The following is a 26,464-nucleotide window of genomic DNA, read 5'->3' as shown; positions in this document are numbered from 1 at the left end:
ATCGTGGCTTTCCTCGGCCTGATCCTCTACAACCTTGGTGCCGGCCTGTATTACATGCTGGCCGACAAGGGCACCACCAACCGCACCGTCAATGCGCTGACCAAGCGCATCGGCCTGTCGGTCGCACTGATCCTGCTGGTGATCGTCGGCATCGCGACCGGCATCATCCAGCCGCACGGGGTGCAGGTCTGAGAACCTGTTCATGATCTTGCTGCGCTGCCACGCGCCACCTGACTGCGCCCGCGACAGATCGTGAACAGGTTCTGAGGGGCGCGATGCACGTGCGCTCAGCGTCCGTCAGGCTGGAATGTCAACTCGCGACGGTATGTCGAGACGCTCCCGGAACGTGACGGATCGGGCGGAAAAAGCGACAGGTATCCGGCCGCAATCGCGCGGTCCCGCATCAGCGCGCCGACGCCCTCCGCGATCTCCACCTCGACCCGGGTCACGGCGCCCTGCGCGTTGACATGCATGACCCAGACCAGGCGGCCGATGAATTCATCGGGCGGAATCGACGCGTCGTAGTTGGGACGTCCCAGGACGTAGGGGATCTGGGAAGGTGCGTAGAAGGATGCGGAATCGAGGCGTTCGGCGACCTCAATCGTGCGGGATCGGCTCAGCACGCCATCGAGATAGACATTGAACGTCCATGTGCCTGCTTTGCCCCGCGGGTCGAGGCCGGCTTCGTAGCAGCGCTTCTCGCCACGGAAATCGTCATGCCGCTGGCTGGATACCAGCGCTCCCGCGGCATCGACCGCGTCGATCTGCAGCACGTTGATGTCCGCGTCGGAGTCCAGGACGGCGACGCATACCTGATGATCCTGCTGGCCGTCGAGCACGAAGCCACGTGTTTCCTGTCTCGCAATCGCACCCTTTGGGGTCGGCGACCACAGGAATTCGACATAGCTGTTCACACCGGCTGCGGAAGCCGTCCCCGGCATGGCAAGCACTGTACCGGTGACCAGCAGAAAAAATAATGATGTCTTCAACGGCATGTCCTTGTGCGTCGTCGTGGACCGGCGTCACCTGCGTCGCCAGTGACGATGGTCGATCTCATGTCATGCATCAGTCTGCATCTGCGCGGCGATCAGCGTGCCCAGCGTCGCCAGCCCGGCGCGTGCACGGTCATCGAGCGGGTGCCCGTAGTTGAAGCGCAGGCAATGGCGATGTCCGCGGCTGGCCGAGAAGATCGGGCCGGGTGCGATACTGACCCCTGCCGCCAGCGCATCGCGATGCAGGGCCAGCGTGTCGACCTGGCCCGGCAGTTCGATCCACAGGAAATAGCCGCCGGCCGGGCGCGTCGCGCGTGTGCCTTCGGGGAAATGTTCGACGATGGCCTGGATGTAGGCGTCGCGTTGCGTGGCCAGGGTGTCGCGCAGTTGCCGCAGGTGGCGCTCGTAGCCGCCGCGTTCGAGATAGGCGGCCAGCGTGATCTGCGCCGGCGCCGACGTAGTCAGTGACAGCGCCAGTTTCTGGCGAGCAACCTCGCGCATGAAACGGCCCGGCGCGACCCAGCCGACGCGGTAACCCGGCGCCAGGCATTTGGAGAACGAGCTGCAGTGCATCACCAGGCCTTTGTTGTCGAAGGCCTTGGCCAGCGTCGGCCGCGTATTGCCGAAGTACAGTTCGCCGTAGACGTCGTCCTCGATCAGCGGCACCTGGTGTTCGGCCAGCAACTGCACCAGGGCACGCTTCTTGTCGTGCGGCATCAGGCTGCCCAGCGGATTCTGGAAATTGGTCATCAGCCAGCAGGCTTTCGGCCGGTGCTCCTTGAGTACGCGTTCGAGCATCGACAGTTCGATGCCTTCGCGCGGATGCGTCGGGACTTCGATCGCGCGCAGACCATTGCGTTCGATCGACTGCAGTGCCGCGTAGAAGCAAGGTGATTCGATGACCACGGCGTCCCCGGGACGGGTGACGGCCTGCAGGCACAGGTTCAGCGCCTCGAGCGCGCCGTTGGTGATGATGATGTCCTCGGGCGCGACCTGCAGGCCGTCGACGAGGTAGCGCAACGCGATCTGCCGGCGCAGGTCCGGATTGCCCGGCGTCAGGTCGTCGAACACGCGACGCGGATCGTGCTTCTGCACGCTGGCGGCCATCGTCCTGGCCAACCGCTGCATCGGGAACAACAGCGGACTGGGAAAGGCCGAGCCGAACGGCACCACGTCATCATGGTGCATGCTCGATTCGAGCACTTCGAACACGTGCTCGCTGACATCGAGCATGGCCGCGCCGCCCGGGCTGCGGATGGACATTTCCACTTCGGGCGGCAGGCGCGTGGCGCTGCCGGTGACGTAGTAGCCGGACTTCGCCTTGGCGCGGATCAAGCCGCGCGCTTCGAGCAGGTAATAGGCCTGGAACACCGTGGATGGGCTGACATGGCGGCCTTCGCTGGTCTGGCGCACCGAGGGCAGGCGGTCGCCGGGCTTGAAGACGCCATCAAGGATCGAGCGTGCGATGTCGTCGGCCAGCAACTGGTAGCGTTTCATGTCTGCTGCAATCAGAGGGCGGCGATCAATCTGATATGGTTTTTATCACGTTATCTGATTATTAGAAAACTGATCCTGTTTGCCTAGACTGGCGTTCAGTCGCCCCATCCGTCCCGGGCGTGCGTGCTCAAGGCAATCCATGAACCCCATCGCCCTGCTCCTGGCCACCTTCGTCCTGTCGGTGGCCGGGTTGTTCGCCTTCATCTGGTCACTTCGCAAAGGCCTGTTCGATGCCGAGTCGACGGGAGCTGGCACAATCTTTTCCGCTGGTGAGATCGGTCGCTTGAACGATCCCGCGGCTGGCGTCTCCCGTCATGCCGCTGAGCATCAGGACGAGCGCGATGAACTTGCCGCGCGCGCGGCTGCTGACCGCGCGACTGCAGTCCCGGTGTTCGTTCTGTTCACCTTCGCGGTGGTCTGGTTGCTGGTCGGTTCCTCCGCCGGGTTGTTGAGTTCGCTGAAGCTGCATATGCCTGATCTGCTGGTCGAGCAGGCCTGGCTGACGTTCGGGCGCATGCGTGCATTCCACCTCAACGCTGTGGCCTACGGCTGGGCACCGATGGGATTGCTGGGACTGGTGGTCTGGATGCTGCCCAGGTTGCTGCGCACGCCGTTGATGGCCGGGCGCCAGGTCGTGATCGGCGCCCTGATCTGGAATGCGGGGCTGGTGGCGGGGCTGTTCGGCATCGCCAACGGCCTTAACACCGGCATGGAATGGCTGGAAATCCCGTGGTACATCGGCGCGTTCTTCGCGGTGGGCGGCATGCTGATCGGTCTGCCGATGGTGCTGATGCTGCCTCGCCGTCGCGTGCAGCACCTGTACGTCTCGGTCTGGTACATCGGCGCGTCGCTGTTCTGGTTTCCGGTGTTGTACATCGTGGCGAATGTGCCGGGCGTCCACTTCGGTGTCGAGCAGGCGACGATGAACTGGTGGTACGGGCACAACGTGCTTGGGTTGTTCTATACGCCATTGTCGATCGCAGCCGTCTACTACTTTCTGCCCAAGGTCATCGGTCGGCCAGTGCGTTCGTACAATCTGTCGCTGCTGGGCTTCTGGGCGCTGGCGTTCTTCTACGGACAGGTGGGGGCGCATCACCTGATCGGAGGCCCGATCCCGGAATGGCTGATCACGCTGTCGATCGTGCAGAGCATGATGATGATCGTGCCGGTCGTTGCCTTCTCGGCCAACCAGCATTTGACAATGAAGGGCCATTTTTCAGCATTGAGAACGTCGCATACCCTGCGCTTCGTACTGTTCGGCGCGGTGATGTACACGATCACTTCGCTGCAGGGTTCGCTCGAGGCGTTGCGGTCTGTCAATGCGGTCACCCACTTTACGCATTTCACGGTGGCCCATGCGCATCTGGGCATGTACGGCTTCGTGACGATGGTCGTGTTTGGCGGCATCTACTTCGCGTTGCCGCGCGTGTTCGACGTAGCCTGGCCGAAGCCATGGTTGATCAGTCTGCATTTCTGGTTGGTAGTTGCCGGATTCTCGCTTTACATCATCCTGCTGAGCATCGGTGGAGTGCTCCAGGGATTGCACCTGCTGGATGCGGAGATGCCTTTCATGGCGTCGGTGCGGGTCACTCGGCCTTGGCTGGTGGGGCGTAGCGTCGGCGGCGCGCTGATGACGATCGGACATCTGGTATTCGCCGTGCATTTTGTCCTGGCCCTGCGCGCGGTCTCGGGCATGCGTGACGCAAGCGTCAGCGGCACCGGCCTGGACCCGGGCGGCCAGCGCGTCTCCGCCTGTCCGCAAGCTGCGGGGCACTGACATGGAGAACGAACTCAAGCTGATCGGCGGCGCCATCGTCACTTTGATGCTGGCGACGATCGCCATGATCGTGGTGCCCTTCATGCAGACCAGGCAGGTTCCGGTTCCGGAAGGAAAGCTGCCCTACAGTGCGCAGGAACTGCGCGGCAGGCAGGTCTACATCGCCAATGGCTGCATCGCCTGCCATACCCAGCAACCGGGAAACTCCGGTGCCGGCATTGCCGATGCCTCCCGTGGGTGGGGGCGTCGCTCCACGCCGGGCGATTACTTCCATGATCGCCCGACGCTGCTCGGTACGATGCGCACCGGGCCCGACCTCTTCAATGTCGGTGAACGCATTCCTGCGGACAACTGGCATCTGGTGCACCTCTACCAACCGCGCGCCTACGTCCCGGACAGCACCATGCCAGCGTATCCGTTCCTGTTCGATACCGTGGCCAGTGCGGAGCGGATGCCGGACGACGATGTCATCCCGGTTCCCGAGCAATGGCGTCCGGCAGGGAAACAGGTGATTGCCAGTGCCCAAGCGCGCGACCTAGTCGCCTACCTGAAGGCATTGCGGCGCGACTACCTGCAACAGGACGGGCGGAACGCGGGCAGCCCGAGGCAGTCCGCGATCCCTGTGATGCCGGATCCCCCAGCAATGTCAGGAGGCGAACGATGAACCGCAAGCAGTCGATGAATGATGAAAATGCGTCGGGGACTACGCCGCGAGAACGCGAACATTCGGATCCGCATGAGCAGAACAATCCGGTGCCGCGGATCCTGATCATACTGATCGTCCTGCTGCTGCTCTGGGCGATCGCGTACATCCTGCGTAGTCCAGCCTCGGCTGGGCCAGGCGTCATGCCAGGCATTGCGATATCGATGACCGATGATGCGTCCATCGTGCGATCGGACTGAACGGCTCGCCGTGAACCGCAATCATTGGCACGATGGCGGGCGCCTGATCGCGATGTCGATGGTGGGCTGGCTGGTCGGCGGGGCGGCATGGGTGGCTGCCTTGATGCTGCGTCCTCCTGCATGGTCCCCGGATGCGCTGCGCAAGGCGGGCGACAGATCGGCCGCATCGGGAGCGGTCGTCGAGCTGGATGGTGCTGCACTCTATGCCCGCCATTGCCAGTCCTGCCACCGGCCCGATGGACGTGGCGTGCATGCGGTGTTTCCGCCGCTCGACGGTAACATCCGTGCGCAAGGCGATCCGCGCATTGCGATCCTGGCCGTGCTGCATGGATTGCAAGGCCCGCTCATCGTGCAAGGTACCCATTACGACGGTGTCATGCCGGAGTTCGGGAGCCTTCTCGAAGACCGCCAGATCGCCGGGGTGCTGACGCATGTGCGGCGTGCATGGGGAGGGCATCGCGCTGCCATCGATGCCGATGCCGTGCGCGCGCTGCGTCTCCGGCACACCAGGCGGCAATCTGCCTGGTCGAGCCTGGAAGAGTTGACGCAGGCCCTCGATGCGAAGGACCTGCATGCGCAGGATCCTCGACAATGACGGCAATACCATGGCGAACCACGGCGCTGGCCGTGTTGCTGTTGCTGTGCGCGTCAATGTTGACGGCGGCCACCACGCATGGGTTCTCTGCGTTGACGTCCGATGGTGTCCGTCGTGCAGATATCGCGTCCACGCCGCGCCCGTTGCCGGCGCTTTCGCTGCGTGACCAGCAAGGAAATGTTCGTGATCTGGCGCAGTCGGTGGAAGGTGGGAAATGGACGCTCGCTACGCTGGTGTACTTGCGTTGCACGTCGATCTGCAGGACCAGTGCATCGGGACAGGCCTACCTGCAATCGCAGATCAGGTCACGTGGCCTGGGCGATCGCGTGCAGTTGCTGACGCTGAGCTTCGATCCCACGCATGACGGTGTGGACGAATTGCGGGCCTACGCGCGTCGTATGCGGATGGATCCATCGATATGGGCACTGGCGACGCTGCGTGATCCGGCGCAGCTCGACCGGATGCTGCGGGTGTTCGATATCGTCGTCATTCCTGATGGCCTGGGGGGCTATTCGCACAATGCGGCGCTGTTCGTGATCGATCCGCAAGGGCGCGTGGTGCTTGCGCATGACGTCGATGATCCGGCCGGAGGATTGCAGGCATTGCTTGCGCGCATGCGCGTTGACAATGGTGCGTGACTTCTCGCAGTGGTTGCCAGGTGCGGCGCTCGCGGCGCTGGCAGCGGCGAGCCCTTGGCTGGAGGCCGACATGGCCCGGCACATGGGCATCGAATTGCCGGCGCTGTTCGCCATCGGCTGGTTTGGTGCGCGATCACTGCCCGCGGGCGGCCCGCGATGGTGGCATGCCTGTAACGCCCACGGCCTGTCCGGGCTGGTGTTGGCCTCCTTGGTAACGATGTACTGGATGTTGCCGGTGGCGTTGGATCTGGCGGTGCTGCATCCATGGATAGGCGCTTCGAAGATCGCGGGCCTGTTGATCGCGGGCGTGGCGGCGGGCCTGTCGTGGTCGCAAGCTCCGCTTGCCCTGCAGGGATTCTTCGTCCTGGGCTGGGCATGGATGATGGCGACGATCGGTATGATCTACCAGCAAGCGCCGCAGCAATTGTGCAGCGTCTATCTGGGCGAACAACAAGTGGCGGCCGGTAGAGCGATCGTGCTGATTGCCATGGTGGTGCTGGTGGCGTGGTGCTGGCAGGTTGGAGCGCGCCTGCTACGCGCCAGCCAGATGCCGGAATGCCATCGATCGTGCGCGCTGGACGCATCTGGCGGCCAACGGGCTGCCCAGGAGGGCAGGGAATAGCGAGGCGTTTCAGAGGGCGCAGGTGGTGTCGTTGAGGATGCGGCTGACGCGCGCGAACGCATCCTGCAGCGGCGGCTTGTCGACGCCTTCGGCGTGCCGCCAGCTGGATTCGATCTCGCGCTGGCGCTGGGTCCAGCCGGCGCAGGCGGCGCCATCGGGCACGCGTGCGCATTGGTCGTACTTCATCTCGCAGGCCTGGCCGACGCCGCCGGTATCGAGCTGCACGCAACGCGGCTTGGGTTCGGGGTTTTCGCTGAGATAGCTGTCGTTGTCCCAGGTGACGCACTTGAAGATCGGCGGCGGGGGTAGGCGGTCGATGTCGGCGATCGCTTCCGGTGCGGGAATCTCGGGACGCGCCGGCGGCGTGGCGGCGGCCGGGGCCGCTGCGGGTTCGCGCGCGACCGGTGCCGGCGGTGGTGCCGGCGTCGAGAACGCAGGGAACGACGCCGCCGGGGTGATGACGCGGCGTTCCTGGCGGCTGCCCTTCGGACACGGGGTGCCGTTCTGCACGGTGACACCGCCCTGGGCATCGGTGCAGCGATAGATCACTGTGCCGGCCTGCGCCTGGGCCTGCGATGGCTGTTGCAGCACCAGCAGCGCCAGCACCGACAGCAGCAAGCCCGCGAGGCAGGCGCGCAGCACCGGGACATGCGAAAGACCGGGAGGCAGGGGCGACGGCATCAGTCGACGCCGCAATCGGCCGACAGCCGTGCGTTGATGCCGCGTTCTTCGCTGCGCAGCGTGTTGCGTTCGGATTCCTGCGCGTTGAAGAAACGCCGGCGGATCTCGTCGCGACGGTCGCCCAGGCGCGCGCAGACTTCGGCCTGCGGCAAGGCATGGCATTCGTCGCGGATCCAGGTGCCGGCGTCGAACCAGCGACGGCCGTCGGCATGGCCGGGCGGCGGACGCGACGGCGGGTGTGCCGACGTGTCCGGAGACAGGATGCCGCCGATACGGGTGGACGGGCGCGGGTACTCCAGGGTCCACAGCGGCACCCAGCGCGGGTTGCCGTCGTTGCTGTCGCTGGTGTACCGGGTATCGTCCGGGCGCACGCACTCGTACATCGGCTGCCGCGTGCGCACCACGATGACCCGCGGCGGTGGTTCGGCGACCGCGGGCGTCGGTGTCTCGGGCGGCGGCGGTGGAGGCGCGGCCGTCACGACGGGCCGTGGCAGGTTGCGGACCTGACTGTCCGAGCCTGCGGGGCAGGGACGATCGGACAGGCTGACGTGGCCCTTGGCATCGGTGCAGCGATAGACCGTCACGCCATCCGCCGCACGCAGCTCCGCAGCGTGCGGAAGCAGGGCGGCGAGCAGCAACAGCAGGGCAGGAGCGACGCGCATGCCGCCATCATGCGCAAATCGGGTGCGCGAGGGAATCCCGCGGGATCTTCAGTTCATCAGGCGCACCTCCATCGCGGGCCGCTCGCAGCTCCGCCGCAGCAAGTTCGCCTATCAGAACCACGCAGCTCTGCGCGCCATGGCATGACGTGGCGTGCCGGTGTGCGGGTGCGCACCACCGCGACCGGAGTGCCCCGGATGTGGCACTCCGTCCAGGCGCATCAAGCCGCGTCGCGGCTCAGCTGGCTTGCGCCTGCGCTCTTTCCGCGTCGCAGCAGTCGCGCGATGCTCGCGGCCGCGTCACGGCCTTCCTGTACGGCGGTGACGACCAGGTCCGCACCGCGCACGCTGTCGCCACCGGCGAACACCTGCGGATGGCTGGTCTGGTACGGCAACCGCCCCTGGCCGCCGACGACGATGCGGCCATTCTCCTGGCCCTGGACATCGTGCGCGGCCAGCCATTCGGGCAGCCTGGGCGAAAAGCCGAATGCGATGATGACGACATCGGCCTCGATGATCGACTCGCTGCCCTCGATGGCGACCGCGTTGCGGCGGCCGCGCGCATCCGGCTCGCCGAGCTGGGTCTGCACGACGCGCACGCCGGTGGCGATCTTGCCGTCATCGGTCTCGACCGCCAGTGGCTGGCGGTTGAACAGGAACTTGACGCCTTCCTCGCGGGCATTGGCGACTTCGCGTGCCGAGCCCGGCATGTTGGCTTCGTCGCGGCGATAGGCGCAGGTCACGCTGGCCGCGCCCAGGCGGATCGCCGAGCGCACGCAGTCCATACCGGTATCGCCGCCGCCGAGCACGACCACGCGCTTGCCCTGCAGGTCGGGCAGTGCAAGCGTGTCTTCCCAGCCGGCGATCGGGCGGCCCCAGGGATCGTCGCCGGTGATGACGCGGCCGTTCTGCACCAGGAACGGCAGCGCCGGCAGCACGCCCTGCAGGTCCTGGCCGGGCAGGCCGCCATCGGTATAGCGGTACGCGCCGAGGCCGAGGAACACCGCGTCGTAGTCCGACAGCAACGTGTCGATTGTGATGTCGCGGCCGATCTCGACGCCGAGCCGGAACTCCACGCCCATGCCCTCGAGCACCTCGCGACGGGTCGCGATGACGCTCTTGTCGAGTTTGAAACTGGGGATGCCGAACTGCAGCAGCCCGCCGATCTGCTCGTAGCGGTCGAACACCGTCGCGGCGATGCCCGAGCGCACCAGGCGATCCGCGCAGGCCAGTCCCGCCGGCCCGGCGCCGATCACCGCGACGCGCTTGCCGGTGGCGACGACCTTCGACAGGTCGGGGCGCCAGCCCTGCGCGAACGCGGCGTCGGTGATGTACTTCTCGACCGCGCCGATGGTGACCGCGCCGAAGCCGTCGTTGAGCGTGCAGTCGCCTTCGCACAGGCGGTCCTGCGGGCAGACGCGGCCGCACATTTCCGGCAGCGGATTGGTCTCGTGGCACAACTCGGCCGCTTCGATGATGCGGCCTTCCTCGACCAGCTTCAGCCAGTTGGGAATGTAGTTGTGCACCGGGCACTTGGATTCGCAGTACGGATTGCCGCAGTCCAGGCAGCGTCCGGCCTGGTGCGCGGCCTCGGGCTGGCCGAACTTGCCGTACAGCTCGTTCCAGTCGCCCTCGGTACGCAGCTCCAGCGGCACCTTGCGCGGCATTTCGCGCGGCAGGTCGAGGAACTGGAAGACTTGCTTTTTGCTCATGGCTGGCGGGTCGGGAAAAGGGCGGCGGGAAAGAGTCGGGACAGATGCGCGGTCGGCGGCAGCGACGTCATGCCGCCCTGCGCAGGCCTTCGGCCAGGGCTTCGAGGCTTGCGGCCTTGGGCTTGACCAGCCAGAACTTGCCGGCGAAATCGCGGAACTCGTCGAGGATGCGCGCGCTCCAGGCGCTGCCGGTCAGGCGGGCGTGGTCCTCGATCAGTCCGGTCAAGTGCTGGCGATGGTTGTCGAAGCCTTCCGGCGTGATGCGCAGGATGTCGATCAGCTCGTGGTTGTAGCGATCGACGAAATCGCGGTCGAGGTCGAGCACGTAAGCGATGCCGCCGGTGAAGCCGGCGCCGAAGTTCAGCCCGGTGCGTCCGAGCACCACCACCGAACCGCCAGTCATGTATTCGCAGCAGTGGTCGCCGGCGCCTTCGATGACCGCGGTCGCGCCGGAGTTGCGCACGCCGAAGCGTTCGCCGGCACGTCCGGCGGCATACAGCTCGCCGCCGGTGGCGCCATACAGGCAGGTGTTGCCCAGGATCGGCGTGATGCGCGACTCGAACACGCTGTGGCCAGGCGGGCGCAGCACGATGCGGCCGCCGGCCATGCCCTTGCCGACGTAATCGTTGGCTTCGCCTTCCAGGTCAAGGTGCAGGCCGCCGGCATTGAACGCGCCGAAGCTCTGTCCCGCGCTGCCCTGCAGTTGCACAGTGATCGGCTGTGCCGACATGCCGGCATTGCCGTGATGCTGCGCGATGACGCCCGACAGGCGCGTGCCGATGCTGCGGTCGGTGTTGCGGATCGTGAACGCAAAGCTGCCGCCGGCGGCGTCGCGGATCGGCTGTGCCAGCGCCGCATCGAGCTTGGCGGCCAGTCCGTCCGGCGGGGCCTGCAGCGCAGGCGTACCGCAGTACGCGGCGGCCTGCGCGGGATCGCGTTCGAGCAGTCGCGACAGGTCGACGTGGACGTCGTTGCGCGGCGAGGTGATGCCCTGCTCCAACAGGTCGGTGCGGCCGATGACCTCGTCGAGCGAACGCACGCCCAGTACCGACAGCCACTCGCGCACGTCCTCGGCGATGTTGAGGAAGAAGGCTTCCGCGCGCTCGGGCAGGCCCTTGTAGTGATTCTCGCGCAGGCGCTCGTCCTGCGTGGCGACGCCGGTCGCGCAGTTGTTGAGGTGGCAGATGCGCAGGTACTTGCAGCCCAGCGTGATCATCGGGCCGGTGCCGAAGCCGAAGGTGTCGGCGCCCAGCAATGCGGCCTTGATGACATCCAGCCCGGTCTTGAGGCCGCCATCGGTCTGCAGCAGCACCTTGTCGCGCATCTCGTTGAACTGCAGCGCCTGGCGCGCTTCCGACAGGCCCAGTTCCCATGGCACGCCGGCATAGCGGATCGAGCCCAGCGGACTGGCGCCGGTGCCGCCGTCATGGCCGGAGATCGTGATCAGGTCGGCACCGGCCTTGACCACGCCGGCGGCGATCGTGCCCACGCCCGCATGCGAGACCAGCTTGACCGAGATCAGCGCCTGCGGATTGACCTGGCGCAGGTCGAAGATCAACTGCGCGAGATCCTCGATCGAATAGATGTCGTGGTGCGGCGGCGGCGAGATCAGACCGATGCCGGGCTTGGCATAGCGCAAGCGCGCGATCAGCGGGTTGACCTTGCTGCCGGGCAACTGGCCGCCTTCGCCGGGTTTGGCGCCCTGCGCGACCTTGATCTGCAGGACTTCGGCGTTGATCAGGTACTCGGGGGTGACGCCGAAACGACCCGATGCGATCTGCTTGATCTTGCTGCGGCGGTCGGTGCCGTAGCGCGCGGGGTCTTCACCGCCTTCGCCGGAGTTGCTGCGTCCGCCGAGCCGGTTCATCGCGATCGCCAGCGCCTCGTGCGCTTCCGGCGACAACGCGCCCAGGCTCATCGCGGCGCTGTCGAAGCGCTTGACGATCGACGACACCGATTCGACCTCGTCGAGCGGCGTCGGCGTGGCGGCGGCGCGCAGTTGCAGCAGGTCGCGGAAGGCCGCGGGCGGGCGCGTGTTGACGTGGTCGGCGTAGACCTTCCAGTCGGCGCGTTCTCCGGTCAGCACCGCGCGTTGCAGCGACTGCACCACGTCCGGGTTGTACTGGTGGTACTCGCCGCCGTGCACATAGCGCAGCAGGCCGCCGGGCTCGGGCAGCGCGGTCTCGTCCTCGGCGTGGTCGTTCAACTGGCGCGCATCGGCTTCCAGGCGTGCGAAGCCGGCACCGCTGACACGCGACGGCGTACCTTCGAAGCAGCGTGCGACCACGGCCTCGTCCAGGCCGACGATCTCGAACAGCTGCGCGCCGCGATAGCTGGCGATGCTGCCGATGCCCATCTTCGACAGGATCTTCAGCAGGCCCTTCTTGACGCCGCGGCGGTAGCTGCGGCCGATCTGCGGCGGTTCGTTGCTGGTCTTGCCGCCGAGCAGGCCGCGGCGGCCGAGCGCGTGCAGCGTCTGGTAGGCCAGGTACGGATACACCGCGGTCGCGCCGAAACCGATCAGGCAGGCGAAGTGATGCGGGTCGCGCGCGGTGCCGGTCTCGACCAGCAGGTTGACGTCGCAACGCAGGCGCGTCTGCACCAGACGCTGGTGGATCGCGCCGGTCGCGAGCAGGGCATGGATCGCCGCCGCGCCAGCGCGCGGATAGCGGTCGCTGATCAGCAGCAGTTCGATGCCGTCGCGCGCGGCCTGTTCGGCTTCGTCGCAGATGCGGTCGATGGCGTCCGACAGCGATTCTTCGGGATCGAAGTACAGGTCGATCAGCAGGTTCGATGCGGCGAACCGCGGCGAGGCCAGCAGCTGGCGCAGCTTGCGCTGAGACAGCACTGGCGAGTTCAGCAGCACGTGGTGCACGTTGTCGGGGCTGTCGGCGAAGATGTTGCCTTCCTTGCCGATCTGCGTGGACAGCGTCATCACGCAGTCCTCGCGCAGCGGATCGATCGGGGGGTTGGTCACCTGCGCGAACGCCTGCCGGAAACAGTCGTAGAGCGGACGGATGCGCTGGCTCAGTACGGCCATCGGCACGTCGTCGCCCATCGAGCCGATGCCTTCCTGCTCGGTCTCCGCCAGCGGACGCAGCACCGCTTCCTGTTCCTCGCGGCTGAGCTGGAAGCGCTTCTGGAACGACAGCAGCGTGTCGACCGGGAAGGGCTCGGCGGCCAGCGCGGGATCGATCAGCTCGGTGTGCAGGTAGGTCATGCCGCGCTTGAGCCACTGCTTGTACGGCGCGCGCGTGCGGTTGACGTCGTCGATGGCGTCGTTGTCGAGCAGCAGGCCGCGTTCGAAGTCGATCGCGATCATCTCGCCGGGGCCGAGCTTGCCCTTGGCCTTGACCTGCTCGGGCGGCAGCTCGTAGATGCCGGCTTCCGACGCGATGATGAACACATCGTCGTTGGACAGCGTCCAGCGCGCGGGGCGCAGGCCGTTGCGGTCGAGGGTGCAGGCGGCATGGCGACCATCGCACATGACCACGCCGGCAGGGCCGTCCCACGGCTCGGAGTTGATCGCGTAGTACTCGTAGAACGCGGCGAGGTCGGCGTCCTTGTATTCGAGCGACTGCGTGGCCGGCGGCATCAGGATACGCATCGCCTTCAGCAGGTCCATGCCGCCCAGCTGCAGCCACTCGAGCATGTTGTCGAGGCTCTGCGAATCCGAACCGTGCAGGGTCACGGTGGAATCGAACTCGCTGACGTCCAGCAGCGGCGAACGCCAGACCATGTGGCGCGCCTGCGCCCAGCGGCGATTGCCTTCGATGCTGTTGATCTCGCCGTTGTGGGCGAGCCTGCGGAACGGATGCGCCAGCGGCCAGCGCGGCAGCGTATTGGTCGAGAACCGCTGGTGGAACACCACGCAGCGCGCGCTCAGTTCCGGACGGTCGAGGTCGGGATACAACTGGCGCAGGTGGCTCGGCAGCACCATGCCCTTGTAGCCGATCAGCTGCGACGACAGGCTGACCACGTAGTAGTCGGGCAGGTCCTGCAGCTGTTGTTCGCTGCGGCGGCGCGCGAGGAACAGGGCGCGGTCGAACGCGTTGGCGTCCTCGCCATTGCCTTCGACGAAGACCTGTTCGATGCGCGGCATCGACGATTGCGCGAGCTTGCCGCAGGCGCTGGCATCGACCGGCACCTCGCGCCAGCCGACCAGGCGCACGCCGACCTGCTGCAGGGTGTCGTGCAGCGTCTGGCGGCAGCGCGCGGCGCTGGCTTCGTCGTGCGGAAGGAAGACGTTGCCGGCCGCGAACAGGCCGTCGTGCAGCGAATGGCCGGACGAGTACGCGAGCATGCGGATGAAGCTGCCGGCACCATGCACCAGCACGCCGCAACCGTCGCCCGACAGGCCATCGGCGGCGACACCGCCACGGTGCGCCATGCGCGACAGCGCTTCCAGCGCAGCGTCCACGATCGCGCGCGAACCGCGTCCCTTGACCTTCGCGATCAGGCCGAAGCCGCAGCTGTCGTGTTCGTTAGCGGGGTCGTAGAGACCTCGCGCCGGTGTGGATGCACGCATCGTCATATGCCGTAGGAAGGTGGTCATGGCGTGGGGATCGGAGCCATCGATGCCTGTCCAAGCATCACCGCAACGCTTCCACGTGAAACCGAATAAATCACAAATTGTGCGGCGCGGCAATGGGGTGCGCGCACGCTGATTCGTTGCGCCTGCAACCAGTTGCCGGCGGCTGCCGGATACGTGCAGGCGTGAATGCGGTCGCCGTCGGCGACCGTTGCGACGGGTCAGCGCAGCCAGTCGCCGCTGCGTGCGTCGCGGATCGTCGTGGGCTGCGACAGGTCGCCGGTCCGGCCTTCGACGATCGCGTCGACGGCGACGACGATGGCCGGGTCGAGCGCGTCCAGCCGCTGTACCGCAGGCTGCCCGGCACGGTTGGCGCTGGTCGAGACGAGGGCGCCGGCAAATGCGTCGCACAGGGCGACGACGACCGGATGCGACGAAACACGGACCGCGACACTGGCGTGCTCGCCGGTGATCCATGCTGGCACGCCAGGCTGGGCCGGGACGACCCAGGTGTGCGGCCCCGGCCATGTCGCACGCACGTCGTCGCGACGCGCGGGCGACAGACTGTCCCAGTCGATGACGCGGTCGAGCTGTTCGACGCGCGAGGCGATCAGGATCAGGCCCTTGGCGACCTCGCGCTGCTTGATCGCCAGCAGGCGCAGGACCGCCTGTTCATTGGCCGGATCGCAGCCCAGCCCCCACACGCCTTCGGTGGGGTAGGCGATGACGCCGCCGGCACGCAGGGCGTCGGCAGCGTCCGCGGGCGTCCGCGAAGCCATGGCCGCACCACGCGCCGTCAGAACGGCGCGTCGCCTCCGACGGCTTTCTTGACCACGCGCTTCTTGCCGAGTTCGACCTTGGCCGGCGTCAGCAACGACTTGGCCGGTTCGACGACGGGCGCCGCCGGTGCCGGCTTGCGCACGGCCTTCTTGGCCGCCTTCTTCGCGGGCGTCTTCTTCGCAGCCGTCTTCTTGGCGGGGGCCTTCTTTGCCGCGGCCTTCTTCGCCGGTGCCTTGGTGGCGGCGCCGTCAGCGGTGGCTGCCGCGCTCTTCCTGGCCGGTGCCTTGCGCGCGGTGACCTTCTTGACCGCGGTCTTCTTGGCGCCAAACCCGCGACGCGCGGGCTTGCCGGTTTCTTCCAGCAGCTTCTGCACTTCCTCGAACGTCAGCGATGCCGGCTCGCGATCCTTCGGGATCTTGCCGTTGAGCTTGCCGTCGCTGATGTACGGGCCGAAGCGTCCGTTCAGCACCTGGATATCGCTGTCGGGGAATTCCTTGATGATGCGGTTGCGCGCGATCTCTTCCTTCTCTTCGATCAGGAACACCGCGCGCGCTAGATCGATCGTGTACGGATCGTCTTCCTTCTTCAGCGAGGCATAGACGCTGCCGCGCTTGGCGAAGGGTCCGAAACGGCCGATGCCGACGCTGACGTCCTCGTCCTTGTCCTGGCCGAGCGCACGCGGCATCAGGAACAGTTCGAGCGCGTCCTCGAGCGAGATCGTGTGCATGCTCTGGCCCGGCCGCAGCGATGCGAACTTGGGCTTGTCCTCGGCATCCTCGGCGGTGCTGCCGATCGCCGCGTACGGCCCGAAGCGGCCCAGTCGCACGCTGACCGGCTTGCCGGTCTTGGGGTCGGTCCCCAGTTCGCGCGCGCCGGTGGCTTCGGTGCGATCGACCGATTCGGTCTTCTCGTCGACGAGCTCCTTGAACGGGCCCCAGAACTTCTCCATCAACGGCACCCACTCTTCCTCGCCGCGCGATACCGCATCGAGGTCGTCCTCGAGCTTGGCGGTGAAGTCGTAGTCGACGTAGCGGGTGAAATGGCTGCTGAGGAACTTCGACACCGCGCGGCCGACGTCGGTCGGACGGAAGCGGCGGTTCTCGAGTTCGACGTACTTGCGGAACTGCAGGGTCTGGATGATCGACGCATAGGTCGACGGCCGGCCGATGCCGTATTCCTCGAGCGTCTTGACCAGCGAGGCTTCGGAGAAGCGCGGCGGTGGCTCGGTGAAGTGCTGGTCGGCATGGATGCGGTCCAGCGGCACGCGATCGCCGGGCTTCATCAGCGGCAGCTTGCGGCCCTCGTCCTCGTCGTCGGCGCTCTTGGTGTCCTTGCCTTCCTCGTAGACGGCCAGGAAGCCCGGGAACACCACGGTGGTGCCGCTGGCGCGGAAGTTGTGCTCGCTGCCGGCGGCCAGGTCGACCGACACGGTGTTGAGGATCGCCGGCACGATCTGGCAGGCGACCGCGCGCTTCCAGATCAGCTCGTACAGACGGCGGCCGTCGTCGTCGAGGAAGCGCGAGACCTGCGCCGGCGTGCGCAGCGCCGAGGTCGGGCGGATCGCCTCGTGGGCTTCCTGCGCGTTCTTGGACTTGGTCTGGTAGGTGTTGGGCTTGTCGGGCACGTACTCGGTGCCGAAGTCGCGCGCGATGACGTCGCGGATCTCGGTCAGCGCCTCGGCCGACAGGTTCACCGAGTCGGTACGCATGTAGCTGATCAGGCCGACGGTGCCTTCGTCGCCGATCGCGACGCCTTCATAGAGTTTCTGGGCGACACGCATCGTGCGCGAGGTCGTGAAGCCGAGCTTGCGCGAGGCTTCCTGCTGCAGCGTCGAGGTCGTGAACGGCGGCGCCGGGCGGCGCTTGCGCTCCTTGCTGGCGACATCGGTGACGTGCAGCGCGCCCTGCGCGGCGGCGACGATGCGGCGGCGTGCGTCCTCGGCGGTGTCGCCGTCGGTGATCGTGAACTGTTCGAATTTCTTGCCGTCGAGCTTGGTCAGCTTGGCGGTGAAGGCCTGCGAGGGATGCGCGCACTCGGCCTCGACCGACCAGTACTCGCGGGCGATGAAGGCTTCGATCTCCTCCTCGCGCTCGACGATCATCCGCAGCGCGGGCGACTGCACGCGGCCGGCGGACAGGCCGCGCTGGACCTTGCGCCACAGCACCGGCGACAGGTTGAAGCCGACCAGGTAGTCCAGCGCGCGGCGCGCCTGCTGGGCATCGACCAGGTCGGCGGCGATCGCGCGCGGCGCGGCCATCGCTTCCTTGATGGCGCGCGGGGTGATTTCGGTGAACACGACCCGCTGCAGGGTCCGGTTCTCGAGCAGGCCGCGCTCCTTCAGGATCTCGGCGATGTGCCAGCTGATGGCCTCCCCCTCGCGATCCGGGTCGGTCGCCAGGAAGATGCCTTCGGCGCTCTTGGCGGCCTTGGCGATGGCTTCGACGTGCTTCTCGTTCTTGTCGATCAGGTCGTAACGCATGCGGAAGCCGTCGTTGGGGTCGACAGCCCCTTCCTTGGGCACCAGGTCGCGGACATGGCCGTAGGAGGCCAGGACGTGGAAGTCCTTGCCGAGGTACTTGTTGATCGTCTTCGCCTTGGCGGGCGACTCGACGATGAGGAGGTTCTTGGCCATGTGGACGGAATTCCAGGTGCGGCGGGCATGATGCCGCACCATTCAGGGGCTGTAGAGAAACACGCCCGGGGACAGGCCCCGGGCGTTCAGGTTCACACTCTATTTATAGTGGTGTCATGCCGGGCAGGGGGCTGTCAAGCGCGGCGTCACCCGATTGCTGCGGCGCGGCATCCCGGACCGGGCGCCGGGGGTAGCTTCGTCCGGTGCCCGCCCCTGCCGCTCCCCCTCCGGTTCCGCTCGCTCGCGCCGACAGGCAGGTGCCAACGGCTGCGCCCGACGGCGGCGGAGCGCACGGGACGTGCGGGGTTGGACACCAGCGCGGGCCGTCAGCGCAGGCCCGCGCCGCGGTGTCACCCGGCCGCTTACAGCGCGCCGGTGCCCAGTGCGATCGCGACCGCGATCGCCAGCAGCGCCAGCGCCGTCAGTCCGAACCCGATGATCAGCACCACCCAGGCGACCACGCCCAGTTCGCGGCGCTGCAGTTCCGGCTGCGCGGTGTAGGCCCAGCGATCGACGACGTAGGTGCCCGCGACCATGTCGTGCAGGCCCTGCTTGCGCTCGGTGAAGGCCGCGACCAGGTAGCCGATGTACAGCGTGAAGTAGCACAACAGGTGAGAGACCCAGCGTCCCAGCGCATTGCCGCGGCTCATGCGCCCGCCTGCACGGTTCACGACCTTGATGCCGATGGCCATCTTGCCCAGCGTGGCCTGCCGCGACGACGATTCCATCGTGACGTAGTACAGGGCGCTGATGACTGGATAGAACAGGTAGCCGAGCGCCATCATCAGCCCGCCGCCGGTCGAAGCGATCTGCGGATCGAAGGCCTCCATCGGGTCCAGGCTCAGCGCCACCGCGGCGGCGATCAGCAGGGCGTAGTTGACGGCGGTGATGATGAAGGCATCGATCATCAGCGCCGCGGCGCGCTTCCAGAAACCGGCATCAACCACGGTGCCGCCATGCACGGCCTGCTCGGCGGCGGCGACCTCGGCGACCGGGGGTGCATACGGCGAGGCGTCGGCGGCCAGGTTGGCGCGGATGTCGGCGGGCTGGCCGCTGTCCACGCGTTCGCTGCCCGCGTGCCCGCCCTGCGCCCCGGTCCATGCCGGCGGCAGCGGGGCCGGTGGCACGGGCGGCACGGCGGAGGCGTCGTCGCGCGTCAGTTCGGCCTCGAAATCCTGCATCGGCTGCCACTGCGCCATGCCTTCGCGCCAGACCAGTGCCTGCCAGCTGATGTAGCCCTGCAGGCGCAGGCGGACCAGCGCATCGGTATCGACGGGCCCCTGTCGCCCGCTGTCGCCTTCGGCGTAATACCAATCAGACATGTGGATTCCTTTTCTGGTGCTGATGACGTTGCGGCCGATGCTGACCGCATGTCGCGGTTCGGGCAAGCAGCGCGCGCCGGCGGCCGCCGCTCAAGGCGAGCAGGATGCCGGCAGCAGGTACGCGGGCAGGTCCTGGTTGCGGCAGGCGATAACGATCGTGCTGCGCGTGAGGTCGACGTCGTAGTGAAGGCGCGCGGCGTCGATCGCCGGAGGAAATCCGAAGAAACGCAGCGTATAGGCGCAGGTGCCCGATGCCGGTGGTGCGCGTTCGAAGGTGAAGGCGACGTCGGTGCTGCCGTCCGCCTCGCGATCCGGGCCGACGACGTGGGCAGATCCCAACGTGCCCGGGTCGGGGCAGCGGGCGTCTGCTGCCGGCGCTTGCCCCTGGGCCTCGCGCGCCAGGGCCGCGTACAGCTGCGCGCGTGCGGACCGTTCCACATCGCGCAGGCGCTCGCCATCGATCTGCGCCTGGCGTGAACGTTCGACATAGTTGTTGTAGGCCGGGAGCGCGATCGCCGCGACGATGGGCAGCAGCAGGACGCCTGCGGCCGCGGTGACGATGGCGGCGATCAGGCAGCCATTGTTCCTGCGCGCAGGTGGCGACGGATGGTTGGGAAGGGCTGTGGCCAAGGTCCCGGTGATGGAGGGCGGCGGGAGCGGAGGAGGCTGCGACGCGTCGGGCTGTACGCCGTCCAGGTCGAGTTCCTCGCGCAGGCGCTCCAGCGGCTGCCACTCGCGCAGGCCGGCATGCCAGGCCAGGGTCTGCAGATCGATCCGGCGTTGCCGGTAGAAGTGCCGCAGCGTGTCCGCGTCGAGCGGGCCGATCCGGCCCTGGCCGGACTGGTGGCAGTACCAGTCGATCATCCCTGATTCCTGTCCGCCTTCCTGGCGGATCGTGTCGGCGGCCCCGGAGCGCCGGGGTCGGACGGGGCGCCGTTGCAGGCGGGCCCTTCAGCGATGTCCGTCAGGGCAGGTGAGTCAGTAAGGGCGGGTCAGTGCAGGCCCGTCAGGGCGCGGCCGATGCCGGCAGCCCCATGACGGCGGTGCCGGTCAATGCACCGGCTCCGGCTCGTCGGTGAACATCTGGGTTTCCATCCAGGCATAGGCCGCCTCGCTGCCGGGCTGGTTGAACAGCACCATCAGCACGACCCACTTGAGGTCGTCCAGGTCCAGCTCGTCCTGGTCCAGGGCCATCGCACGGTCCAGCACCAGCTCACGCTGGTTGGCGTCCAGGATGCCGTGCTGTTCCAGGAACAGCAGGAAGCCCCGGCACTCGACATCGAGCTTGTCGAGTTCCGGACCGAAGTAGATCCGGGTTGGGCCATCGGCACGCGGCACCGATGCGGCCGGGCGCTGGTCGGCCAGGGCATCGAGCCAGTCGAAGGCCTTGTTGATCTCGGCGGGGCTGAATCCGGCCTGCAACAGGCCGTTCTGCAGTGAGTCGCGGTCGCGGACGAGGTCCGGATCTTCAGTGAAATAGTGTTCGAACAGATAGAGCAGGACGTCCAGGATGCTCTCTTTCATTTCCCCCGGCCTGCGCCCTCGGGCGCGATGTGTGACGTTCGGGAATACCGGCCGTGCTCGACCACCACACGATCCTCCAGCTCCATGATCAGCAGCATGGAGGACAGGTCCGCCGTCGTCAATCCGGTTCGTGCAACCAACTGATCCATACAGGTAGGGTCGTGGCCAAGGGCCCGCCACAACTTCTGGTAGTCGGCGTCGACGTTCCGGCCCGGCGCGACGGGGGTGTCGGCAGGGGCTCCGGCGGGGTTCGTGATGGCCATGCCGTCCGGTGTCCCTGCGCACCAAATGGGGATGGCCAGGCGATGTTGCAAGGCAGCACCCAGTTCCCCTGCCAACGGCGCCAGCGCCTCGACGACCTCGCGCGCGTCCTCGACCAGCGCTGCGCCCTGGCGGATCAGCCGGTGGCAGCCGCGCGCCATCGGGTTGTGGATCGAACCGGGCACCGCGAAGACCTCGCGGCCGGCGTCCCCGGCCAGCCGGGCGGTGATCAGCGCGCCCGAGCGCTCGGCGGCCTCGACCACCAGGGTGCCCAGCGCCAGACCTGCGATGATCCGGTTGCGGCTCGGGAAATGCTCCCGCCTGGGGCCGGTCCCGGGCGGGTGCTCGCTGACGATGGCGCCGGCCTGGCCGATCTGCCGGTACAGCCCGGCATTGGCGCGGGGATAGGGGACGTCGATGCCGGTGCCCAGCACGGCGACGGTGATCGCGTCCTCGGCCAGCGCGGTCGCGTGGGCGATCGTGTCGATGCCGGCGGCCAGCCCGCTGGCGATCGCCAGCCCCGAGCGCGCCAGCGCCTGCGAGAACGACCGCGCATGCGCACGCCCACCGGCGCTGGGCGAACGGCTGCCGACCACGGCGACCGCCGGATGCCAGAGCCGGGCCGGGTCGCCGATGACGTACAGCGCCAGCGGCGGGTTACCGGCCTGCCGCAGCAGCGGCGGGTAGTCGGGATGCTGCCAACCGAGCAGGTGGTGTTGCGGGGCTGCTTCCAGCCAGCGCAGCGTGGCCGCCGCCGGCCGCGCGTCGGCCAGTGCCCGGCACTGCGCGCCGTCGAGGCCGGCGGCGCGCCAGGCCGCGGGACCGGCCGAGACCGCCGCTCGGGCGCTGCCATGGCGTTCGAGCAGGCCGCGGCGCGGCGCGCTGGCGCCACCCGCGTCGAGCAGGACCAGCAGGGCATCGCGTTCCTCGCAGTCGTGGCAATCGTCCATGCCGCCACCGTAGGGCGCAGACGACGACGGCGCCGTGGGGCGCCGTCGCATGTGGCTGTCAGGGAACGCCCCGGCGTGCGGGGCGGGCCGTCAGTACGGCGCGTCCGGGTGCTTGAGGTGGTAGCCCACCTTGGTCGGCTTGATGCTGTCCATGACCAGGCCATAGCTGACCTTGTCGAAAGTGCGGAACACCATCACGTGGCCGGCGAACTCGTCGGGCAGGCGGACCTTGTTCTCATGGAACACCGTGTCCGGGTCGCGGTACTCGCCCTTCTGCACGCGGTCCATGGTGTTGGTGCCCTCGCGCCACAGCGAGAACACGGTGCCGTTGTCGACGCCCTCGCGGCGGCCGACCGACAGCGCGACGACATCGTGCGGGCCGCCGTGGCCGAGCATGTCCGACACCGCGAGCACGCGGGCCTGGCCGTAGTCGGTCTGCTGGCGCGGCGGGTGCGGGAAGAACTGAAGGTCGTAGTCCTGGGCGGCCACCGGGACCAGGCGGTCGCCGATGCGGACCTCGCGGCCGGTCTGGTCCAGCAGCAGGGTCGAGGCCTGGAGGCCGCCGACTTCGCCGCGGGTGATGACGCCGATGTTGACCCGCTGCAGTTCGTGGCCGAGCAGCTCCACGCCCTTGTCCGGGGTGATCACATTGGTCCAGAAGCGCTGGAAGTCGGCGCGGCGGCGGCCACGGAAATCCAGGTCCTCGGTGTGCATCAGGTCGCAGCACAGGCCCGAGCGGTCGAGCCGGCTGAAGCGCACGGTCGGGCGGACCACGGCGTAGCGCTGGCCGGGCTCGGCCGCGGGCAGGCCGCGCACGTAGACCATCTGGCCCTCGGTGCCGCGCAGGCGGTCGTCCTCGAGGCCGACCACATAGGGCAGTTGCTCGAACGAGTCGACGACGCTGAGGTCCTTCAGGAAGGCCTCGATCTCCGACAGCGGGACCGCATCGATCGGCGCCGCGTCCTGGCGCGGGCCCGGCGTGACGCTGCCCTGGGCGACGCGGTTGAGGTAGGACAGGCTGACCACGTCGCCGGGATAGATCAGGTGCGGGTTGGCGATCTGCGGATTGGCCTGCCAGATCTCGGGCCACAGCCACGGGCGTTCGAGGAAGCGGCCGGCGATCGCCCACAGCGTGTCGCCGCGTTTGACGACGTAGGTGTCCGGATGATCGCCACGCACGCCCTGGGCAGCGGCATAGGTCGCAACGGTGAGCATCGCGACGGCGCATACCGTGCGAAGCCCTTGAGAAAGGTGCTGAAACATGCCGGCCATCTACCTGCTCCCCTTGGAGATTTCCCCTTGCAGCCGGGAGACTATAGCTTACCTGTCCCTGCTCGATGCAAGGCAGGCTGGGGCTACAATGCGCGTCCTGTCGCGCTGTTGTGACCGCATCCTCCTTTTCTTGCCGCGTCCTTGCCATGTCCCTGCTTTCGATCCTCGAATTTCCGCATCCCCGCCTGCGCAACCTGGCCGACGCCGTCGATTCCACGCGGATCGAGGATCCGGCGTTCCAGCGCCTGCTCGACGACATGTTCGAGACCATGTACGAAGCTCCCGGCATCGGCCTGGCCGCGACCCAGGTCGACACCCACCAGCGCTTCATGGTCATCGACGTCACCGAGGGCCGCGACCAGCCGCTGGTGTTCATCAATCCGGTGATCCGCACGGCATCCGCCGAACTGCGGGTGCACCAGGAAGGCTGCCTGTCGATTCCGGGGATCTTCGCCGACGTCACCCGTCCCGACGGCATCGAGGTGCATGCGCTGGACCGCCACGGCAAGCCGTTCGAGCTGCGTGTCGACGGCCTGCTGGCGACCTGCGTCCAGCATGAGATCGACCACCTCGACGGCAAGCTGTTCATCGACTACCTGTCGCCGATGAAGCGCGACCGCGCGATCAAGAAGCTCGAGAAGCAGCGCAAGGGTCGCGACTAGGGCGCTGCGTGCCGCGTGCCGCGCGCCGGGAACGGCGGGCACTGCATCCCGGTGACGCTGCAGCGCTCCGCAATGCCCCGCGCTGGAGGTCCCGCGCGTTGACTCCTCCTTCCCATTCCGCATGTCCCGCCCTATGAAAATCGTCTTTGCCGGAACCCCCGAGTTCGCCGTGCCGTCGCTGCGGGCTGCGATCGCGCGCGGCGAGGTGGTCGGGGTCTATACCCAGCCCGATCGCCCGGCCGGTCGTGGCCGGGGACTGACCGCGTCGCCGGTCAAGCAGGAAGCACTGGCACGCGGGATCCCGGTATTCCAGCCCGAGTCGCTGAAGTCGCAGGAACAGCGCGACGCGCTGCAGGCGCTGCAGCCCGACCTGATGATCGTCGTCGCCTATGGCCTGCTGCTGCCGCAGAAGATCCTCGACATCCCCCGCCTGGGTTGCTGGAACGTGCATGCCTCGCTGCTGCCGCGCTGGCGTGGCGCCGCGCCGATCCAGCGCGCGATCGAGGCCGGCGATGCCAGCACCGGCGTCTGCCTGATGCAGATGGAGAAGGGCCTCGATACCGGCCCGGTGTTGATGTCGCAGGCGCTGGAAATCGGCGCCAGCGAGACCGGCGGCCAGTTGCACGACCGCCTGTCCGCGCTTGGCGCGCAGGTGCTGTCCGACGGCCTGGGCCTGTTGCGGGCCGGCATGCGGCCTGTGCCGCAGCCGCAGCCTGCCGAGGGCGCCACCTATGCGCACAAGCTCGACAAGGCCGAGGCCCTGCTCGACTGGTCGCAGCCTGCCACGCAGTTGGCGCGGCGGGTGCGCGCATTCCATCCCTGGCCGATCGCCGAGGGCGATGTTGCCGGCGAGCGCCTGCGCATCCATGCCGCGACCGCGCTGCCGCTGGCGCACAACGCTGCGCCCGGCACCCTGCTGTTCGCCGGGCGCGACGGCATCGACATCGCCTGCGCGGAAGGCGCCTTGCGCATCCGCACGTTGCAGCGGCCGGGCGGCAAGGCGATCACCGCCGCCGACTACGTCAATGCGCGTCGCGGCCTGCAGACCGGGCCGGGCTGAGCCGATGGCCACCCACCGGACAGGGGCCGAGGTCGCGGGCGTGCAGCCGCGCGTGGTCGCCACCCAGGTCATCGATGCGGTGCTGCACCGGGGCCGCTCGCTGAAGGCCGAGTTGTCGACGGCCCTGCCGGCACTGCCCGATCCGCGCGATCGCGCGCTGGTCGAGGCGATCTGTTTCGCCGCGCTGCGTGGCCGGGCGCGTTTCGACGCCGCGCTGCGGGCGTGGATGCCGCGCCCGCTGCCGCGTCGCGACGATCCCCTACGCGCGCTGCTGCATGCCGGCTTCGCCCAGCTCGATCCGCTGCAGTTGCCGGCGCATGCCGCGCTGTCGGCGACCGTCGAGGCCGCGCGTGCGCTGGGCCGCAACCACCAGGCAGGACTGGTGAATGCATTGCTGCGGCGTGCCCAGCGCGACGGCATCCCGGCCGCGGATGCCGCGGCCGCGTGGCCGCAGTGGCTGCTGGCGCAACTGCGCAAGGACTGGCCCGATGCCTGGCCGCAGATCGTCGCGGCCAGCACGCAACCGGCGCCGACCTGGCTGCGCGTCAACCGTCGGCGCGGCAATCGCGAAAGCTACCGCCAGCGGCTGGCCGACGCCGGCATCTTGGCGACCGTGGTCGAGGGGGTCGATGACGCGTTGCTGGTCGACGGCTCGATCGCGGTGGCGTCGCTGCCGGGCTTCCACGACGGCGACGTGTCGATCCAGGATGGCGCCGCGCAACGCGTTGCCGATGCGCTGGCCCCGGTCGAGGGGGGGCATGTGCTGGACGCCTGCGCCGCGCCCGGCGGCAAGAGCGCGCACCTGCTCGAACGCGATCCCGCGCTGCGCCTGAGCGCGCTGGATGTCGACCACCGCCGCCTGGAGCGCGTCCGCGAGACGCTGGCGCGCGTGGGCCTCGATGCCGGCGCGCGGCCGCGCCTAAAGGCGGCCGACGCCACCGACCCCGCGCGCTGGTGGGATGGCACGCCCTTCGATGCGGTGCTGCTGGACGCGCCGTGTTCGGCGACCGGCATCATCCGCCGCCAGCCCGACGTGCTGCTGCATCGCCGTCCCAGCGACCTCGAAGCCCTGGTGGCGCTGCAGGCGCGGCTGCTGGACGCGCTGTGGCCGACGCTGGCGCCCGGGGGCGTGCTGCTGTACGCCACCTGCTCGATCCTGCACGACGAAAACGCCGGCCAGGTCGAGGCCTTCCTGCAACGCACGCCGGACGCCCGTGTCGAGCCGCTGCCGGACAGCTTCGGCCATGCCGCCGGTGCCGGCCGCCAACGCCTGCCGGGCGAGCAGGGCATGGACGGCTTCTTCTACGCGCGGCTGGTGCGTAGCGCCCACGCGACGGCGACCCTGCAGCAGGCATGAAGCGCGCATGACCGGGGGCGCGTTCAGCGTCATCTGC

The 26,464-nt window shown here is 67.9% G+C and carries 22 protein-coding genes and 1 pseudogene; 10 read left to right on the top strand and 13 right to left on the bottom strand.

Annotated features, from left to right (window positions below; all coding sequences use genetic code 11):
• Nucleotides 1-192: twin transmembrane helix small protein (locus tag ACYX7E_RS15905; protein ID WP_462081568.1), on the top strand; the 192-nt coding region annotated here is incomplete at its 5' end.
• A gap of 95 nt (nt 193-287) precedes the next feature.
• On the opposite strand, the gene ACYX7E_RS15900 is transcribed toward ACYX7E_RS15905, so the two are convergent.
• Both ACYX7E_RS15900 and ACYX7E_RS15895 read right to left on the bottom strand, forming a co-directional pair.
• Complete coding sequence (locus ACYX7E_RS15900) at nt 288-989, bottom strand: hypothetical protein (protein WP_462081567.1); 702 nt, start codon at nt 987-989, stop codon at nt 288-290.
• 69 nt (nt 990-1,058) lie between these two features.
• Complete coding sequence (locus ACYX7E_RS15895) at nt 1,059-2,489, bottom strand: aminotransferase-like domain-containing protein (protein ID WP_462081566.1); 1,431 nt, start codon at nt 2,487-2,489, stop codon at nt 1,059-1,061.
• A 139-nt stretch (nt 2,490-2,628) separates the two neighbouring features.
• Here ACYX7E_RS15895 and ACYX7E_RS15890 point away from each other — a divergent pair, with 139 nt between their 5' ends.
• Genes ACYX7E_RS15890 through ACYX7E_RS15865 form a run of 6 tightly spaced genes read left to right on the top strand, consistent with a single transcriptional unit; the run spans nt 2,629 to nt 7,024 of the window.
• Entirely contained in the window at nt 2,629-4,266 is a 1,638-nt protein-coding gene (locus ACYX7E_RS15890; RefSeq protein WP_462081565.1) for a cbb3-type cytochrome c oxidase subunit I, read from the top strand.
• A 1-nt stretch (nt 4,267) separates the two neighbouring features.
• Nucleotides 4,268-4,930 carry a cbb3-type cytochrome c oxidase subunit II gene (locus tag ACYX7E_RS15885; protein WP_462081564.1) on the top strand — a complete coding sequence of 221 codons (663 nt, stop codon included), beginning with the start codon at nt 4,268-4,270 and terminating at the stop codon, nt 4,928-4,930.
• A complete protein-coding gene (locus ACYX7E_RS15880) occupies nt 4,927-5,169 on the top strand; it encodes a hypothetical protein (protein WP_462081563.1) in 243 nt (80 codons plus the stop codon). Before ACYX7E_RS15885 ends, ACYX7E_RS15880 begins: the two co-directional genes overlap by 4 nt.
• A 10-nt stretch (nt 5,170-5,179) precedes the next feature.
• A complete protein-coding gene (locus tag ACYX7E_RS15875) occupies nt 5,180-5,764 on the top strand; it encodes a c-type cytochrome (RefSeq protein WP_462081562.1) in 585 nt (194 codons plus the stop codon).
• 32 nt (nt 5,765-5,796) lie between these two features.
• Nucleotides 5,797-6,402 (top strand): SCO family protein, encoded by a 606-nt coding sequence (locus ACYX7E_RS15870; RefSeq protein WP_462081561.1) that lies wholly within the window; start codon nt 5,797-5,799, stop codon nt 6,400-6,402.
• Nucleotides 6,392-7,024: a hypothetical protein gene (locus ACYX7E_RS15865; protein ID WP_462081560.1), complete on the top strand. Its 633-nt coding sequence runs from the start codon at nt 6,392-6,394 to the stop codon at nt 7,022-7,024. Before ACYX7E_RS15870 ends, ACYX7E_RS15865 begins: the two co-directional genes overlap by 11 nt.
• Before the next feature lie 9 nt (nt 7,025-7,033).
• On the opposite strand, the gene ACYX7E_RS15860 is transcribed toward ACYX7E_RS15865, so the two are convergent.
• The 11 genes and pseudogenes from ACYX7E_RS15860 to ACYX7E_RS15810 form a co-directional block, all read right to left on the bottom strand.
• Nucleotides 7,034-7,705, bottom strand: a complete 672-nt coding sequence (locus ACYX7E_RS15860) for a DUF4124 domain-containing protein (protein WP_462081559.1) — start codon at nt 7,703-7,705, stop codon at nt 7,034-7,036.
• Nucleotides 7,705-8,367 (bottom strand): DUF4124 domain-containing protein, encoded by a 663-nt coding sequence (locus tag ACYX7E_RS15855; RefSeq protein ID WP_462081558.1) that lies wholly within the window; start codon nt 8,365-8,367, stop codon nt 7,705-7,707. The genes ACYX7E_RS15860 and ACYX7E_RS15855 overlap by 1 nt, the downstream gene beginning before the upstream one ends.
• Nucleotides 8,368-8,585: 218 nt before the next feature.
• The gene (locus ACYX7E_RS15850; protein ID WP_462081557.1) at nt 8,586-10,076 is read right to left on the bottom strand and encodes an FAD-dependent oxidoreductase; all 1,491 of its coding nucleotides are present in this window, start codon (nt 10,074-10,076) and stop codon (nt 8,586-8,588) included.
• A gap of 67 nt (nt 10,077-10,143) precedes the next feature.
• Nucleotides 10,144-14,604, bottom strand: a complete 4,461-nt coding sequence (gltB, locus tag ACYX7E_RS15845; RefSeq protein WP_462081556.1) for a glutamate synthase large subunit — start codon at nt 14,602-14,604, stop codon at nt 10,144-10,146.
• Nucleotides 14,605-14,828: 224 nt separating this feature from the next.
• Complete coding sequence (gene tsaC / locus ACYX7E_RS15840; RefSeq protein ID WP_462081555.1) at nt 14,829-15,386, bottom strand: L-threonylcarbamoyladenylate synthase type 1 TsaC; 558 nt, start codon at nt 15,384-15,386, stop codon at nt 14,829-14,831.
• A gap of 134 nt (nt 15,387-15,520) precedes the next feature.
• A pseudogene (locus ACYX7E_RS15835) lies at nt 15,521-18,019 on the bottom strand (DNA topoisomerase I); the annotation flags it as partial.
• A gap of 362 nt (nt 18,020-18,381) precedes the next feature.
• On the bottom strand, nt 18,382-19,341 hold the full coding sequence (locus ACYX7E_RS15830; protein WP_462081554.1) for an RDD family protein: 960 nt from the start codon (nt 19,339-19,341) through the stop codon (nt 18,382-18,384).
• Nucleotides 19,342-19,431: 90 nt separating this feature from the next.
• Nucleotides 19,432-20,205 (bottom strand): GYF domain-containing protein, encoded by a 774-nt coding sequence (locus tag ACYX7E_RS15825; protein WP_462081553.1) that lies wholly within the window; start codon nt 20,203-20,205, stop codon nt 19,432-19,434.
• 186 nt (nt 20,206-20,391) lie between these two features.
• Entirely contained in the window at nt 20,392-20,865 is a 474-nt protein-coding gene (locus ACYX7E_RS15820) for a DUF494 family protein (RefSeq protein ID WP_462081552.1), read from the bottom strand.
• Nucleotides 20,862-22,076, bottom strand: coding sequence for a DNA-processing protein DprA (dprA, locus tag ACYX7E_RS15815; protein WP_462081551.1), 1,215 nt, complete (start codon nt 22,074-22,076; stop codon nt 20,862-20,864). Before dprA ends, ACYX7E_RS15820 begins: the two co-directional genes overlap by 4 nt.
• Before the next feature lie 90 nt (nt 22,077-22,166).
• Nucleotides 22,167-23,291 (bottom strand): LysM peptidoglycan-binding domain-containing protein, encoded by a 1,125-nt coding sequence (locus ACYX7E_RS15810; protein WP_462081550.1) that lies wholly within the window; start codon nt 23,289-23,291, stop codon nt 22,167-22,169.
• A 203-nt stretch (nt 23,292-23,494) separates the two neighbouring features.
• On the opposite strand from ACYX7E_RS15810, the gene def reads away from it, so the two are divergent.
• The 3 genes from def to rsmB all read left to right on the top strand — a co-directional run bounded on the left by def (nt 23,495) and on the right by rsmB (nt 26,427).
• The gene (gene def / locus ACYX7E_RS15805) at nt 23,495-24,010 is read left to right on the top strand and encodes a peptide deformylase (RefSeq protein WP_462081549.1); all 516 of its coding nucleotides are present in this window, start codon (nt 23,495-23,497) and stop codon (nt 24,008-24,010) included.
• A 133-nt stretch (nt 24,011-24,143) separates the two neighbouring features.
• Nucleotides 24,144-25,070 (top strand): methionyl-tRNA formyltransferase, encoded by a 927-nt coding sequence (fmt, locus tag ACYX7E_RS15800; RefSeq protein ID WP_462081548.1) that lies wholly within the window; start codon nt 24,144-24,146, stop codon nt 25,068-25,070.
• A 4-nt stretch (nt 25,071-25,074) separates the two neighbouring features.
• Complete coding sequence (gene rsmB, locus ACYX7E_RS15795) at nt 25,075-26,427, top strand: 16S rRNA (cytosine(967)-C(5))-methyltransferase RsmB (protein ID WP_462081547.1); 1,353 nt, start codon at nt 25,075-25,077, stop codon at nt 26,425-26,427.
• Nucleotides 26,428-26,464 lie beyond the last annotated feature (37 nt).

The sequence above is a fragment of the Luteimonas sp. RIT-PG2_3 genome (genome assembly GCF_054902115.1).
The sequence above is the reverse complement of the archived record's forward strand: the minus strand, read 5'-3'. Positions and strand labels throughout refer to the sequence as shown.

Bases quoted from the DNA above. Each gene is read 5' to 3' on its own strand.
- rsmB (WP_462081547.1), top strand. From the start codon at position 25,075: ATGGCCACCCACCGGACAGGGGCCGAGGTCGCGGGCGTGCAGCCGCGC.
- ACYX7E_RS15820 (WP_462081552.1), bottom strand. From the start codon at position 20,865: ATGAAAGAGAGCATCCTGGACGTCCTGCTCTATCTGTTCGAACACTAT.
- fmt (WP_462081548.1), top strand. From the start codon at position 24,144: ATGAAAATCGTCTTTGCCGGAACCCCCGAGTTCGCCGTGCCGTCGCTG.
- ACYX7E_RS15825 (WP_462081553.1), bottom strand. From the start codon at position 20,205: ATGATCGACTGGTACTGCCACCAGTCCGGCCAGGGCCGGATCGGCCCG.
- ACYX7E_RS15850 (WP_462081557.1), bottom strand. From the start codon at position 10,076: ATGAGCAAAAAGCAAGTCTTCCAGTTCCTCGACCTGCCGCGCGAAATG.
- ACYX7E_RS15890 (WP_462081565.1), top strand. From the start codon at position 2,629: ATGAACCCCATCGCCCTGCTCCTGGCCACCTTCGTCCTGTCGGTGGCC.
- ACYX7E_RS15865 (WP_462081560.1), top strand. From the start codon at position 6,392: ATGGTGCGTGACTTCTCGCAGTGGTTGCCAGGTGCGGCGCTCGCGGCG.
- ACYX7E_RS15855 (WP_462081558.1), bottom strand. From the start codon at position 8,367: ATGCGCGTCGCTCCTGCCCTGCTGTTGCTGCTCGCCGCCCTGCTTCCG.
- ACYX7E_RS15830 (WP_462081554.1), bottom strand. From the start codon at position 19,341: ATGTCTGATTGGTATTACGCCGAAGGCGACAGCGGGCGACAGGGGCCC.
- gltB (WP_462081556.1), bottom strand. From the start codon at position 14,604: ATGCGTGCATCCACACCGGCGCGAGGTCTCTACGACCCCGCTAACGAA.
- ACYX7E_RS15810 (WP_462081550.1), bottom strand. From the start codon at position 23,291: ATGCTCACCGTTGCGACCTATGCCGCTGCCCAGGGCGTGCGTGGCGAT.
- ACYX7E_RS15895 (WP_462081566.1), bottom strand. From the start codon at position 2,489: ATGAAACGCTACCAGTTGCTGGCCGACGACATCGCACGCTCGATCCTT.
- ACYX7E_RS15880 (WP_462081563.1), top strand. From the start codon at position 4,927: ATGAACCGCAAGCAGTCGATGAATGATGAAAATGCGTCGGGGACTACG.
- def (WP_462081549.1), top strand. From the start codon at position 23,495: ATGTCCCTGCTTTCGATCCTCGAATTTCCGCATCCCCGCCTGCGCAAC.
- ACYX7E_RS15860 (WP_462081559.1), bottom strand. From the start codon at position 7,705: ATGCCGTCGCCCCTGCCTCCCGGTCTTTCGCATGTCCCGGTGCTGCGC.
- ACYX7E_RS15885 (WP_462081564.1), top strand. From the start codon at position 4,268: ATGGAGAACGAACTCAAGCTGATCGGCGGCGCCATCGTCACTTTGATG.
- dprA (WP_462081551.1), bottom strand. From the start codon at position 22,076: ATGGACGATTGCCACGACTGCGAGGAACGCGATGCCCTGCTGGTCCTG.
- tsaC (WP_462081555.1), bottom strand. From the start codon at position 15,386: ATGGCTTCGCGGACGCCCGCGGACGCTGCCGACGCCCTGCGTGCCGGC.